This is a genomic window from Flavobacterium kayseriense, assembly GCF_014305095.1.
GTDB classification, from domain to species: Bacteria; Bacteroidota; Bacteroidia; order Flavobacteriales; family Flavobacteriaceae; genus Flavobacterium; species Flavobacterium kayseriense.
Map to the genome: position 1 here is coordinate 135,701 of NZ_JACRUI010000005.1, position 14,394 is coordinate 150,094.

The 14,394-nt window shown below is 35.0% G+C and carries 13 protein-coding genes and 1 tRNA gene; 8 read left to right on the top strand and 6 right to left on the bottom strand.

Annotated features, from left to right (window positions below; translation table 11 throughout):
- The first annotated feature begins 66 nt into the window (after positions 1-66).
- The 4 genes from H8R22_RS13870 to H8R22_RS13885 all read left to right on the top strand — a co-directional run bounded on the left by H8R22_RS13870 (position 67) and on the right by H8R22_RS13885 (position 3,998).
- A complete protein-coding gene (locus tag H8R22_RS13870; RefSeq protein WP_187010995.1) occupies positions 67-669 on the top strand; it encodes a hypothetical protein in 603 nt (200 codons plus the stop codon).
- Between the two features lie 437 nt (positions 670-1,106).
- On the top strand, positions 1,107-2,027 hold the full coding sequence (locus tag H8R22_RS13875; protein ID WP_317171767.1) for a mechanosensitive ion channel family protein: 921 nt from the start codon (positions 1,107-1,109) through the stop codon (positions 2,025-2,027).
- A gap of 32 nt (positions 2,028-2,059) precedes the next feature.
- Positions 2,060-3,544, top strand: coding sequence for an FAD-dependent oxidoreductase (locus H8R22_RS13880; RefSeq protein WP_187010996.1), 1,485 nt, complete (start codon positions 2,060-2,062; stop codon positions 3,542-3,544).
- A gap of 97 nt (positions 3,545-3,641) precedes the next feature.
- The gene (locus H8R22_RS13885; RefSeq protein WP_187010997.1) at positions 3,642-3,998 is read left to right on the top strand and encodes a cupin domain-containing protein; all 357 of its coding nucleotides are present in this window, start codon (positions 3,642-3,644) and stop codon (positions 3,996-3,998) included.
- Positions 3,999-4,090: 92 nt separating this feature from the next.
- On the opposite strand, the gene H8R22_RS13890 is transcribed toward H8R22_RS13885, so the two are convergent.
- Together H8R22_RS13890 and rocD are read right to left on the bottom strand one after the other, a co-directional pair.
- Positions 4,091-5,398: a M28 family peptidase gene (locus H8R22_RS13890; protein ID WP_187010998.1), complete on the bottom strand. Its 1,308-nt coding sequence runs from the start codon at positions 5,396-5,398 to the stop codon at positions 4,091-4,093.
- A 210-nt stretch (positions 5,399-5,608) separates the two neighbouring features.
- A complete protein-coding gene (rocD, locus tag H8R22_RS13895) occupies positions 5,609-6,892 on the bottom strand; it encodes an ornithine--oxo-acid transaminase (RefSeq protein ID WP_187010999.1) in 1,284 nt (427 codons plus the stop codon).
- A gap of 224 nt (positions 6,893-7,116) precedes the next feature.
- Between rocD and H8R22_RS13900 the strand changes: the two genes are divergently transcribed.
- From H8R22_RS13900 to H8R22_RS13915, 4 genes are all read left to right on the top strand, one after another.
- Positions 7,117-7,572, top strand: coding sequence for an Lrp/AsnC family transcriptional regulator (locus H8R22_RS13900; RefSeq protein WP_187011000.1), 456 nt, complete (start codon positions 7,117-7,119; stop codon positions 7,570-7,572).
- Positions 7,573-7,593: 21 nt separating this feature from the next.
- Positions 7,594-9,795: a penicillin acylase family protein gene (locus tag H8R22_RS13905; protein ID WP_187011001.1), complete on the top strand. Its 2,202-nt coding sequence runs from the start codon at positions 7,594-7,596 to the stop codon at positions 9,793-9,795.
- Positions 9,796-9,911: 116 nt separating this feature from the next.
- Positions 9,912-10,685 (top strand): dienelactone hydrolase family protein, encoded by a 774-nt coding sequence (locus tag H8R22_RS13910; protein ID WP_187011002.1) that lies wholly within the window; start codon positions 9,912-9,914, stop codon positions 10,683-10,685.
- Positions 10,686-10,716: 31 nt separating this feature from the next.
- Positions 10,717-11,733 (top strand): M28 family metallopeptidase, encoded by a 1,017-nt coding sequence (locus H8R22_RS13915; protein ID WP_187011003.1) that lies wholly within the window; start codon positions 10,717-10,719, stop codon positions 11,731-11,733.
- Positions 11,734-11,834: 101 nt separating this feature from the next.
- On the opposite strand, the gene H8R22_RS13920 is transcribed toward H8R22_RS13915, so the two are convergent.
- The 4 genes from H8R22_RS13920 to H8R22_RS13935 all read right to left on the bottom strand — a co-directional run bounded on the left by H8R22_RS13920 (position 11,835) and on the right by H8R22_RS13935 (position 14,391).
- Complete coding sequence (locus H8R22_RS13920; RefSeq protein ID WP_187011004.1) at positions 11,835-12,164, bottom strand: YegP family protein; 330 nt, start codon at positions 12,162-12,164, stop codon at positions 11,835-11,837.
- A gap of 184 nt (positions 12,165-12,348) precedes the next feature.
- Positions 12,349-12,424: transfer RNA gene (locus tag H8R22_RS13925), tRNA-His, on the bottom strand.
- Positions 12,425-12,498: 74 nt separating this feature from the next.
- Positions 12,499-13,215 (bottom strand): bacillithiol biosynthesis deacetylase BshB1, encoded by a 717-nt coding sequence (bshB1, locus tag H8R22_RS13930; RefSeq protein WP_187011005.1) that lies wholly within the window; start codon positions 13,213-13,215, stop codon positions 12,499-12,501.
- A gap of 117 nt (positions 13,216-13,332) precedes the next feature.
- Positions 13,333-14,391 carry an isochorismate synthase gene (locus H8R22_RS13935; protein ID WP_187011006.1) on the bottom strand — a complete coding sequence of 353 codons (1,059 nt, stop codon included), beginning with the start codon at positions 14,389-14,391 and terminating at the stop codon, positions 13,333-13,335.
- Positions 14,392-14,394 lie beyond the last annotated feature (3 nt).

Below are 14,394 nucleotides of genomic sequence, written 5' to 3' on the forward strand. Positions count from 1 at the left end.
CTTTAACGGAAAGCTGAACATCATAAAATCAAATCTTTACAATAGTAAAACATCTAAACAAAAGATATGAAAAACACAATACTACTATTCTTGATTTTAATTTCGATTACTTCTTTTTCTCAAAAGTCTGCAGATTATATAAAATTTGTAGAGCAAATTAAAAAAGAAGCAAAAATTGACAGCAATGATAAAACAGTTTATAAGTTGCTGGATGATTTTTACGATCAGGCGTTACAATCTGACAAAGGAGAACTAAATCCAGACATTTCACAAAGAATTGAAAAGCTTTATGCTGATACTAAGGCAAAAAACATGCACCTATTGACCTTGTTTTTGACGTATCAAAACCATATCAGTGAAACGGCAGCAGCTGGCAAACAAGCAGATTCTAATTTTCAAATTAATTTAATAACAGATCTAGAAAGTGAACTGAAAACTGCATTTGGCAATGTGCCTTTGATTGTTATAATTTATAAAGCAGAAGCTTTACAAGCTAATAATCAAAGTAAAGAATCTGCAGAATTGATATCAGAAAATCTTGTGAAGTATCCTAGTTCTATTCCGCTAAAAGTTTACAACTACGAAAACACAAAAGATGTAAAAATAAAGCAGGATTTAATTAAGAATCATTCCACTCATTGGATGGTGCAACAATTTGAAATAAAATAAAATTGCCTACAACTACTACTTTTTCATTGCGTTAAAAAAAAAACGACACGAAAAACACCTCCTCTTTATGAAACAGTCGCAATCTAGGTGAAAGTTTCGGGTGAGGGATAGCAGCAAGCTACCGAAGTAGCGCGTATAGCCCGACAGCAGTGTAGCAAGGGGCTGTATCGCTACAAACAAAAGTTAGCCCCTTGCTGTACTACTGGCACCCCACAAAAAGACACATACTTTTGAAGCACATATTTTAGATTTGGCTTCCTCTAATCGCATGTAGAAGCTGTGTGCATTCCATTTCTTTATTCGTTAACTTGGTATTACATTTGCCTAACGCAAGTCTGTTTTACTAGACCATTGCACTGCCGAATTATTTTACCGGTGCTGCACTTTGTAAACACGGCAATGATTTACTATATTAGTCGTACATAAAAATAATAGACGTGGAACAAAAATTAAATATCGAGATGAATATAAATAAAATAACAGACTTAATTACCGACAAAGTGTATGGTTGGGGAGAAGCGATAATCAAACTTTTACCTAATATTGTTATGGCTGCTGTTGTAATGGCATTAGGTTTATATATTGCCAAATACATTCGTAGTCTAAGCGTAAAGTTAACCAGTAAAATTTCTAAGAACCACACACTTAACAATTTATTTAGTACTATAATTTACTTTTCCTTCATTGGTATTGTTCTCTTTACAGTACTAAGCATATTAAATCTAGACAAAGCTGTTACCTCTATATTAGCGGGTGCGGGAATTTTAGGACTGGCACTAGCATTCGCTTTTCAAGATATTGCAGCTAACTTTATGTCGGGTATTTTTATCTCGTTTAGAAAACCGTTGAAAGTGGGTGATATCGTCCAGATTAAAGATTATATGGGAAAAGTTAGAGAGATTAACCTGAGAGATACTTTAATAGAAACCTTTCAAGGAAAAACGGTTATTATTCCAAACAAAGAGGTTTTTCAAAATCCCATTGAAAATTATACCATCTTACGTAAAAGACGTTTTGATTTGAGTGTGGGTGTATCCTACGGTGATGACTTAGAGAAAGTACGACAAATTACGATAGATGCCGTGAGTGGTATCGAAGAACTATCAAAGGAAGATCCACTTAACGTTTTCTTTGTTGAATTTGGTGACAGTTCAGTAAATTTATCGGTTAGAATGTGGATTGGTTCAACAGAGCAGTCTATCTACAATAAAGTGGGTAGCGAAGCTATTATCAGAATTAAAAAAGCGTATGACGCTAATGATATCATGATTCCGTTTCCAATTAGAACACTTGATTTTGGAATTAAAGGAGGAACTACTTTAAATGAAATGCCAATAAACATTGCTACCAAAGAATAATTACTTGCGATCTATAAGCGATTGTGTACAACATGCCTACACTATTAAATGAGAAAAAATTGAAAGAGGATACTATTGCACCACTGATATGGGTAAGTTGTGAAGCGTGTCAAGGCCTGGGTACAAAAAGACGAAAACCTTCTAAAAAAGAGCAAAGCCGTTATCAATTTGAATTAGAGCAATACAACCAAACCAATAGCATTGAATGCGCTCCCAGTAAACCTACTGGAAGTCTTGCTACCTGCACAACATGTTTGGGTACGGGTTTACTACTTTCAGAAAAACACTTAATACCCGATACTAAGAAATGCCCTCATGTAGCGATTATTGGCGGAGGAATTGGAGGTGCTGCCTTGGCTGTTGCTTGTTTGCATCGAGGAATTCCGTACACACTTTATGAACGCGATCTTAATTTTGAAGCACGCTCACAAGGCTATGGTCTCACTCTTCAACAAGCTAGCACAGCGATCAAAGGACTTGGGATTACACATTTAGATAAAGGGATAGTTTCTACTAAACATATTGTACACGCTACTGATGGATCCATTTTAGGAGAATGGGGTATGCGAAAATGGATGCCCTCTGCTGTTGCAAAAAAATCTAAGAAAACGAATATTCATATTGCCAGACAGTCTTTGCGCTCCGCAATTTTAGATGAATTGGGTAGTCTCAATAGGGTTCAATGGGGCCATCAACTTACCAGTTTTAGAAAAATGGATAGTGGAAAAATGGAATTAACTTTTGAAGTCGATGGTAATATAAAAATTGTAACTACTGACATAATTGTTGGAGCTGATGGAATTCGCAGCACGGTTAGAAACATACTTCTTGGAGGTAAGAGTTACCCCTTACGTTTTTTAGATTGTATTGTAATTCTTGGCATTTGCCCATTGCAGTCCTTGACTCATTTACATAGTCCTTTGTTAGACTCAGCGACTGTTTTTCAAACTGCTAATGGTACAGAACGCATATATGTAATGCCTTTTGATAAAGAATCCGTAATGTGGCAGCTTAGTTTCCCAATGACTGAGGAAGAAGCTAAAAAATTAAGTTCATTAGGTCCTCAATTTCTAAAAGAAGAAGCCATCCGTAGAACTAATTGGCACACTCCTATTCCGCAAATTATAGCAAATACGGCAGTAGAGCAAATTTCTGGTTATCCTGCTTATGATCGTGAAATTTTATCACAACAATCTATGGCAGCGGCTGGACAAGTGACGCTCATAGGAGATGCAGCGCACCCCATGAGTCCCTTTAAAGGTCAAGGTGCTAATCAAGCATTACTGGATGCGTTAGCACTAGCACGTACAATTACACAAGGATGTAAATCGCATATAAACTGGAAAGAAATAGGCATTCGAGAAAGTGTTTTGACTACTTTTGAAAAAGAAATGTTGAGACGCACTGCCGTTAAAGTAAAAGATTCTGCCACTGCTGCTCAAATACTACATTCTGACAACGTACTACAAGAAGGTAATTCGCCAAGAGGAAAATCATTAAATAGAAAAGAGAAGTAGTACTAAGATTAGTTTTGTATTGCAATAATTAAGTTAGAACCTACTCTTTTTGACTACTTAAAAACAAAATAGTATTAAATTAAAATAGCCTAGCCCAATGAATGTAAAAGAAATTTTAGAAACAGTAACAACCTATTTTTCACCAAAAATAATTGGAGAAGTAAACGATCAATATATTAAAGTAGCTAAAATAAAAGGACAAGATTTACCTTGGCACAATCACGAGAATGAAGATGAATTGTTCTATATCGTGTCCGGTAGCTTACTAATGGAAGTAGAACATCAAGAGCCACTTACCATGAATGAAGGAGATTTTTATGTGGTAAAAAAAGGAATTAATCATCGGGTTTCAGCAGAAGAAGAATGCTCTATAATGCTCATAGAATCCAAAACAACAGAACATACTGGAAAAGTAAAATCAGCCATTACCAAGACGATTGAAGATCAAAAGTAGTAGCCTCTTGATTTTCAATATAGAGAAAGAACTAAAAGTTAAAAAAGGCTTCATTTTTAATCTAAAATGAAGCCTTTTTTTGGTGCATTACTTTATTTGCGAAGCTGAGCAGTATCTACTCTTGAAGGAGTGTCTTTACCACTTATAATGCTTGAAGAACTAATGGCAATAGCTTTTATAATTTCGGTCATATTGACCATATCTAGCGTTTCTATTTCGTCACTAGCTTTGTGATAATTAGGCTCATTGTCCATCTTTGATGTAGAGATAGTATGTGCTGGAACCCCTAACCTTGCTAAGGTAGCATTGTCAGAACGGTAAAATAATTGCTGCTCTGGATATGGATCTGGGTAAAATTTGAAAGCAGAACCTTCAAGATTTTTTTGTAAAATGGCACCCATAGATGATTTTTCAAAACCAGTGATGTACGCGGAGTTATTTCCCCACTTAGAATCGGTTCCAATCATTTCTAAATTAAACATAGCCACAACCTCATCAGGGTTTAATTGTTTAGAAAAGTGCTGAGAACCATACCCACCTATTTCTTCTGCTACAAAGGCTGTAAAAATTATAGAGCGCTCATTGTTATTCAATTTTTTGAAGTAATCAGCTAGTACTATCACAGCGGTAGTTCCTGCAGCATCATCATTAGCACCATTATAAATTGAATCAGTGCTATTGCTCTTTTCTAACTCTTTAGGCGTCACCATTCCTAAATGGTCATAGTGGCCTGAAAATATAACGTACTCATTTGGCTTCGACTTTCCTTTTAAAACGCCCACAACATTATTCAATGCTTTTTTTACCACGGTATTATTCCCTTCAACGGTAAAAGTAGTTGCATCAGTAACTCCAAAAACAAAAACTATCGTGTTTTTTCCAGGATTAGCAGCCATTTGATTCATGTGCAGTAGGTTGGGAATAGCACTTTTGAAAGAGGCATCCACTAAGACAAGCAAGTTTTTATCAGAACGATAATATTCATAAAACTTTGGTCCAAATTTATCTCCAGCATTTATTTTCTTTACTTCCATATCAGTACCGTTAGTAAATGAAAACTCAGGTTGATAGGAGAAAGAAACAACATCGCTAGCATTGATTACTTTACCGTCTATAGTAGCAGTAGCTGTTTTTCGTTGCGACTCAGTCATGAAAAATGCTTGCTTGTAATCTTTTGCACCATTGAAAGTTTGCAGACCAATTTTTTTGAACTCCAATTCAATAAAAGACGAAGCCTTATCGATTCCTGGAGTAAAAGCTCTTCTACCTTCCATATTGTCTGCTGCAAGTATCTTCTCGACTTCAGTTACCTTTTTAACATTGATAATTTTATCAATAGATTGCGCTTGTATCGCAAAATTACTACAGAGCGCGAGTACACTCCAAACAATTTTTTTCATAGAATATAGGTTTTGATAATGTTAAAAAACAATTATTAGAGTACAAAAACTGAATTGTGTTACGCCAAAATTGAATTAATTTTTAAGCAAGTATAAGATAAATAATTAATTACTAATAAAAATTAGCTTTCAATTATGAATTTTAAAGACATAAAAAATCCCAAAATCATAAAACTGATTTTGGGATTATAAAAATGTGTTGTCCATTTACTATTTAAAGTCATTCAAAGCCTTTTCAATTATAGCTAAACACTCCTTAATTTGATCTTCTGTTATTACTAAAGGCGGTGCAAATCGAATTTTATTTCCATGAGTAGGTTTAGCTAGTAGTCCATAATCTCTAAACTTCAAACAAATTTGCCACGCTAGGTCTGACTCTTCATCACAATCTATCACAATCGCGTTCAATAGCCCCTTACCTCTTACTAATTTAATCAAGGAATTTTTAGCAGCAATAGCCTTTAAACCATCACGCAATATAATCCCTAAACGCTCGGCATTTACAGATAAATTCTCTTCTTTTATAACTTCTAGCGCTGCAATAGCAACAGCAGCAGCAACAGGATTTCCACCAAAAGTTGAACCATGTTGTCCAGGCTTGATCACGTTCATTATTGCATTATTGGCTAAAACTGCAGATACTGGGTACACACCGCCAGAAATAGCTTTTCCTAATATTAGGATATCAGGCTTTACCTCGGGTGTGTTTTCACATCCATTTGTACAAGAACAGTTTCCACATGTGGCTAATAATCTTCCTGTGCGAGCAATACCTGTTTGCACTTCATCAGCAATAAATAATACGTTGTGAGCAGAACATAAGGCTTTGGCTTTCGCCAAATAACCTTCACTAGGCACATATACTCCAGCTTCACCTTGGATAGGCTCTACAAGAAAACCAGCGATATTGGGAGTTGATTTCAACGCCGCTTCTAAAGCATCCGTATCATCATAGGGTATTTTAATAAATCCTTCTGTAAAAGGGCCAAAACTCTTACGAGCAGTTTCATCATTAGAGAAGGAAATTATAGTAGTCGTTCTACCATGAAAATTATTTTCACAAACAATAATTTGCGCTTGATTTTCAGGGATTCCTTTAACCTCATACGACCATTTTCTACATAATTTTATGGCAGTTTCTACTGCTTCTGCCCCTGTGTTCATTGGCAAAACCTTGTCAAAACCGAAATAATTAGTCACATATTCTTCAAAAACACCTAATTGGTCATTATGAAACGCACGAGAAGTCAACGTTAATGTTTGTGCTTGTTTTATCATTGCACCAACAATTTTTGGGTGACAATGACCTTGGTTTACCGCTGAATAAGCAGATAAAAAGTCAAAATATTTTTTTCCGTCTACATCCCAAACAAATACACCTTCTCCTTTTTCTAAAACTACCGGTAAGGGGTGATAATTATGAGCTCCATATTTATTTTCTTTTTCGATTAGCTCTTGTGACTTTAAAGAGAGAGTAACATTTGATTCTTGCATGACTATATTTTTAAACATTAATAGTACAAAAATATAAATATTTATTAATTTAACCATTAAATTACTAGTATTTGACTTAAAAACAAAAGCAAAAAGTCAATAAATAAAAATAACAAACCATGAAAAGTCAAATTAATTAATATTTAAGTAAAACTATAACTCAAATAATAAAAATAACACTTACTTTTATCTAAACATTACTTATAACCCGCAAAAAAGATATAATGAGTGCTATTTTAGATGAATTTGATATCAAAATTATTAAAGAATTAGAAAAAGATGGTCGCGTTCCTTATTCTGGAATAGCTAGCAATTTGAAAATATCGAATACTATGGTGCATCAACGCATCAATAGATTATTGGAGCAAGGGGTAATCACTGGAATAAAGCCTATTATCAATGAAAAGAAAATTGGCTACGATTGGGGTTCATTCACTGGGATAAGTTTAAACAAAGACGAGGATTCTTCTCGAATTATAGAGGAACTAAAAAAAATACCTGAAGTAACCGAATGCTATTACATTACCGGTTCCTATACTTTATACATTAAAATTATCGCTCGGAATCACGAGCACATGCGAAAGCTTCTTTACGAAAAAATAGATGTTATACCAGGAATTGCAAAGACTGATTCGATGATTGAATTAGGCTGTGCTTTTAAGAGAAATGTGTCCTTATAAAAACTTATAATCAAAAACCAGATGAAAAAGTATTCACTACAACTACAAATTGTATTATTATTTGTCGGCTTCAGTTTCCAAGCAGTAAGCCAAAAAACAGATTCCAAAGAAATCAAACGACTAGAGAAACTAGCGCAAGAGGTAACAATTATTCGGGATAATTGGGGAATTCCTCATATTTATGGAAAAACAGATGCCGATGCTGTTTTTGGGCTGCTCTATGCACAATGTGAAGATGATTTTAAGCGCGTCGAGCTTAATTATATTGAGAAACTGGGTCGTTTAGCCGAAATTAAGGGCCAAGGTGTTTTATACAATGATTTAGAAATACGATTGTTGATTGATGATGCTGACGCGAAAGCAGACTATAAAAAAGCCGCTCCATGGCTTAAAAAATTACTAGATAGTTATGCGGATGGAATCAATTTTTACTTGTACAAACATCCTGAGGTGAAACCTGCACTCTTAACGCATTTTGAGCCTTGGTACCCACTACTTTGGACTGACGGAAGTATTGGCGCGATTAGTACTGCGGGGTTGACTACAGGGGAGCTTAAAACTTTTTATTCTGGCAACAGTGATAAAGTAGCTTATGTAGCCCGCGAAACTGAAGTGCAAACAGGATCGAATGGTTTTGCTTTGGCTCCCGCCAAAACGGCTTCGGGAAATTCAATTTTGTACATCAACCCGCACACAACTTTCTACTTTAGACCCGAAGTTCAAGTTCACAGTGAAGAAGGATTGAACGTTTATGGAGCTGTTACTTGGGGGCAGTTTTTCATTTACCAAGGTTTTAATGATTATTGTGGTTGGATGCATACCTCTTCAAACGTAGATGTAGCAGATATGTATGCCGAAAAAATTGTTCGAAAGAAAGAAAAACTATTTTATGAATATGATTCTAAATTATTGCCTGTTAGTGAAAAAAGCATCACAATTAATTACCTTGAAAACGGGAAACTAATTCCTAAAACTTTTAAAACCTATGCCACCATTCACGGACCCATTATGGCACAAAGAGACGGAAAATGGATTAGTCTAAAATCTAACAACCGCTCTATGGATGGCCTAGTTCAAAGTTGGGTTCGAACCAAATCAAAAGGGCTAGAGGATTATAAAAAAGCGATGGATCTAAAAGCAAACACATCTAATAATACCGTATTTGCAGATAGTAAAGGAAATATCGCCTATTGGCACGGAAACTTTCTTCCAGTACGAGATCTTAAGCTAGACTGGTCAAAAGTAATGGATGGAACAACATCTGCTACACAATGGAAAGGCCTGCATGAGGTTTCAGAATCAGTACACCTATACAACCCAAACAATGGCTGGTTGCAAAACTGTAACTCAACCCCTTTTTCGGTTTCTGGTACTGATAGTCCTAAAAAAAATGATTTCCCTTTTTACATGGCTCCAGATGGCGAAAGTTTTAGAGGCTTGAATGCTGTTCGATTATTAAGCAAAGGCCAAAAATATACCTTAGATAAAATCATTGCAGATGGATACGATACTAAGTTATCTATTTTTGAAGTTTTGATTCCTGCCTTACTTAAAAGTTTTGATCAAGAGGTTGCAAATGGTAATACTCAATATTCAAATCTAAAAGAACCTATTGCTATTTTAAGAGAATGGAATTATTACGCTGCAGAAAATTCAGTAGCTACCACTTTAGCCAATGAATGGGCTTTTAAATTGAATTCTATTTTAAGAAAAACCTACACTAACGAAGGAGAGAGTGACCAAGTAGAAAACACAATTGCATTTGCTAAAAATGCAAAACCTACGGAGCTTTTGCCACAACTACAGGAGGTTATAAAAGAGTTAAATACAAAATTTGGTAGTTGGCAAATTCCTTGGGGATCCATAAATCGCTTTCAAAGACAATCAGGCGAAATTGATTTAGCTTATAATGATAATGCTTCTAGTTTACCAATAGCATATGCTTCGTCTTTATGGGGTAGCTTACCCGCTTTTAAAAGCAATTATCAAGACAACACCATAAAAAGATACGGTAGCAGCGGAAACAGCTTTGTTTGTGCAGTTGAGTTTGGTCCTAAAATTAAGGCCAAATCATTACTTGCAGGAGGAAATAGTGGAAATCCTTCCTCTAAACATTTTAACGATCAATCAGTAATGTACCAAAATGGGCAGTTTAAAGATGTGTTATTTTATAAAGAAGATGTTTTAAAAAATGCGGAACGTAATTATCATCCAGGAGAATAAAACGTAATTTTTATTCCTTAAATAATTCATAAATAAGTACGCTAAACAAGATTCATTTAAAAATAATATTCATTAATAACCATTTATTTCTGATATTTACATAAAATTATTTACCAATGAAAAACATAAAATACTTACTTATTGGATTTCTTATTTATTCCAGTACTACAATGGCACAATTAAAAGCAGTTGTTTATAAAGATGGAGCACAAGTCCTACATGGTTTCGCGATCGCTCCTACTAAAAAAAGCTCTCAAAAACCAGGGATATTGATACTTCCTGCATGGAAAGGAATTGACAAAGCATCAAAAGACATTGCTACAGACTTATCTAAACTAGGTTATTACTCTTTTGTCGCTGATATTTATGGAGAAGGCAACTATCCCAAAGATAATGCAGAGGCTGGCAAAAAATCTGGTTTTTATAAAACGAACTATAAAGAATACCAAAAAAGAATTTCGTTAGCATTAGAGCAATTAGTAAAGGCTGGAGCGAATCCAGACAATATTGTTGTAATAGGATATTGCTTTGGTGGGACTGGTGCTCTTGAGGCTGCTCGAGGCCAATTGAACGTAAAAGGAGTCGTTTCTTTTCATGGTGGTTTAGGAAAAGATAAAGCAAGAGCCAACGAGCCATTTACCGCTAAAGTATTGGTGTGCCATGGAGCGGATGACTTTTTTGAATCTGTTGAAGTGCTAACCGCTTTTCAACAAGAAATGAGAGACTCAAAAGCAGACTGGCAAATGATATACTACGCTGATGCTGTACATGGTTTCACAAATCCAGAATATGGCAATGACAAATCTACCGGAGTTGCCTACAATGCTACAGCAGCCAAACGCTCTTTTGAGCACTTGAAACTTTTTCTAAATGAAGTTTTAAAAAAATAAATTAATTCAAAAACAACCATAAATTACTTTAATGAAAAAATTATTAGGCCTTTTAGTATTTACCGCAGCCGTATCGTGCTCTGGTACAAAAGCAGTGGTAACTGTAGACAATTCTGACCCTACAAAATACATGAATAGCATTACAGCAGATGAACTTAAAACACATCTATATATTGTAGCTTCAGACGAAATGGAAGGAAGAGAAACTGGATCAGCTGGTCAAAAAAAAGCAGGTGAGTACCTAATCAACCAATATAAAAAAGAAGGCGTAAGCTATCCCAAATTAGCAACAAGCTTTTACCAAGCTGTTCCTGCTGAATTTTTGAATAAAAAAGGAAGAGAAAAACTTAATGACTCAGAGAATATCTGGGCTTACATCGAAGGTTCAGAAAAACCAGATGAAGTATTAGTAATTTCAGCACATTACGATCACGTTGGTGTAAAAAATGGAAATGTATATAACGGAGCTGATGATGATGGATCTGGGACGGTTGCGTTATTAGAAATTGCACAAGCATTTCAAAAAGCAAAAAAAGAAGGACACGGGCCTAAAAGATCAATTCTTTTCCTTCACGTAACTGGAGAGGAACACGGATTACTTGGTTCAAAATATTATTCTGAAAATCCTTTGTTTACTGTTGCAAACACGATTACAAACATCAATATCGACATGATAGGGCGCCGTGATAAGGAACATGCTGACACTAATAACTATGTTTATTTGATTGGTGCTGATCGTTTGTCAACTGATTTAAATACAATCTGTATGGAAGCTAATGATAAGTATATTCAAATGGATTTAGATTTGAAATATAACGATCCAAAGGATCCTAATCATTTTTATGAGCGTTCTGATCATTACAATTTTGCTAAATTTGGTATTCCAGCTGTGTTTCTTTTTAATGGGGTTCATGCTGACTACCATCAAAAATCAGATACTCCAGATAAAATTGAATATGATGCTTTAGCAAAAAGAGCGAAATTAGCCTTTACTATTGCTTGGGAGCTTGCCAATAGAGATAATAGACCTATAGTAGACAAAAAATAATTGTTTACCATTTAAAAAAAGAGCTTTGAATCACTTCAAAGCTCTTTTTTTATGCGACTAGATTTCGGAATTACTTTAATTTTATAAGTTAAAATTATTCCTTACAGTTCTTCTTTACTTTCTGCTTCGGGTGCATTTTTCTTAACAGACTCTATTCCGTTGTCACGTGAAGCTACTGACTCATACATTTCGCTACTACCAATAATCTGTCCGTTAGTAGCCTTTAAATTAAAATATGGTTTCCCACTTTTAGATTCTAGTTTATCAAAACGAGCCTCTACTTGTGAATTTTTCTTGACAGACTCGATACCATTTATGCAAGCCGCTTTTGTTGTATAACCTTCACTTGCCAGGATAACTTGCCCGTTTCCTGCTTTTAATACAAATTGAAATTCTTCATTCTTTCTTTTGGTGATCAAAAAAGTTCCCATAATTAGTTGTAATTTTAGGTTGTTTAGTATAATTAGATTTAAGTAATTTGATAGCTAACTACTCATTATATCACTAAATTACGATTATTTTTGTAATGACCAAGAAATAACTACAACTAGAATTAATAAATTGAAGTTATATAAACAAAAAAAGCCTCTCATTTCTGAGAGGCTTTTGCTTTCTGGGTGGAAGACGGGGCTCGAACCCGCGACCCTCGGTACCACAAACCGATGCTCTAACCAACTGAGCTACAACCACCATTTGCTTAGCGGTGGCAAAGATACAACATAAGTTTAGTTCTCCAAATATTTTTTTAAAAAAAAATCAGCAATTTTACTTCAAATCTCCTAAGCTATTGACTGCCAAATATCTTTCTACGGTAAAACCTTCAGCATGCTCTACTCCCACTAACCGCCCTAGGTCTCTTGAACGATAATTTAAACTTTCTAAGAAGTTTTTTGACGAAATAGGTGACTCAGGCTCCTTGGATGATGGGTCATAAAATTGGGAGCTGTAAGCTAAAATTGATGCAATCTTCTTTTCAGTAAAGCCTGTTATATCTACAACAAAGTCCGGTGTAGAATTTTTCCATTGGATGTAATGATACACTAACTTTGGTCGCCATGCCTGTTGTGGCACTCCATCTAATTCTGTTGCTATTCTTGTCAGACCAGACAAAAAACAAGCATCAGAAACTAATTTACTTCCTTTACCATGATCGATATGGCGATCATCAACAGCATTACACAAAACGATTTCAGGCTGGTATTTGCGTAACATTTTAATGATCTCTAATTGATGTTTTTCGTCATTTACAAAAAAACCATCACGCATCTCTAAATTTTCGCGAACCTTAACTCCTAATATTTTAGCTGCGGCATTCGCTTCCTGGTCTCTGATTTCAGCCGAACCACGCGTACCAAGCTCCCCTCTTGTTAAATCGACAATTCCTACCGTCTTTCCAAGTGAAATTTCTTTTAAAATTGTTCCTGAACAACCTAACTCTACATCATCAGGATGTGCTCCAAAAGCTACTATATCTAGTTTCATTTTATTTAGTTTAAATAATGTGGTGTTACAAAAATCTGCAAACAGTAAACACTTCAATTATATCTTTATTTCTTTTTAACTTTGTTTTATTTCAAGAGTTCTAATTTAACAGAAAAGTCACAAAACGCGCTTCATTGTTAGTGACTTATTAACGCTTTCCTCCCATTCTTTCGTAGGATCACTATCTTTAGTTATTCCGCATCCAATGTAAATATTTGCCTTATTTCCTTCTATCTCCATGCTACGCAAATTTACAAATAAATCAGAGCTTAATGTTCCATTTATCCCTTTTTGATTGAGTTCACCTAAGAAGCCGGTATAATATTTTCTATCGTATTGTTCCTGATTGAGAATAAAAGCTTTCGATTCTTCTTTAGGAAAACCGCAAACAGCTGGAGTAGGATGCAAAAGCTGCACTATTTCTTTTAAATTAGTTCCCTCATTAAAAACTGCAGTTATGTTCGATTTAATATGCCATATCATCCCTGCTTTGACGCTGTATGGAGAACTTACTTTTAAACCAGAAACTTTATTATTTAACTTAGCTACGATGTAATCCGTAACAAATTGCTGCTCTTCTTGTTCTTTTTTTTGCCAGATTACTTCTGGACTTCCATGATCTTTTTGTGTTCCTGCTAAAGCTATCGTTTCAAATTCAGAATCAGTAGATTTTACTAATTGCTCTGGAGTTGCCCCCAACCACGTGCCTACTTTTGGGTGATAATAGCAATAAACAAAGGCGGTAGGATACAATGCAATTAATTTTTGAAAGGTAGTCAACAAATCGAAATCTGTTAATGCAACCGTTTCTTTACGAGACAACACTACTTTCTTCATTTTATTTTCTTTAATAGCCTTAATTCCTGAGGCAACTAAATTTTCAAAAACTACTTTAGATCTTAAATCTGAAGTAAATGAAGTACAGTCAATAGCGGCTTTACTAAAAGATTTTCGATCAAGTACAACTCTTTCCGAATTAGCTTCCGGAATAAGATGCGTTAACTTTCCGTCAAATGAAGCAAAAACAAATCCGCTTTCGGTAAAGTCGTTAACATCGTATAAAGTGTCATTTTGCTGTAAAAGACCACAAACAATAGCGCTATTTGGCTTACAATAAAGTACAAAAGGAAGATGTTGATCAATTTGATTTTCGATACTACTACTATTTCCTTCCATTGT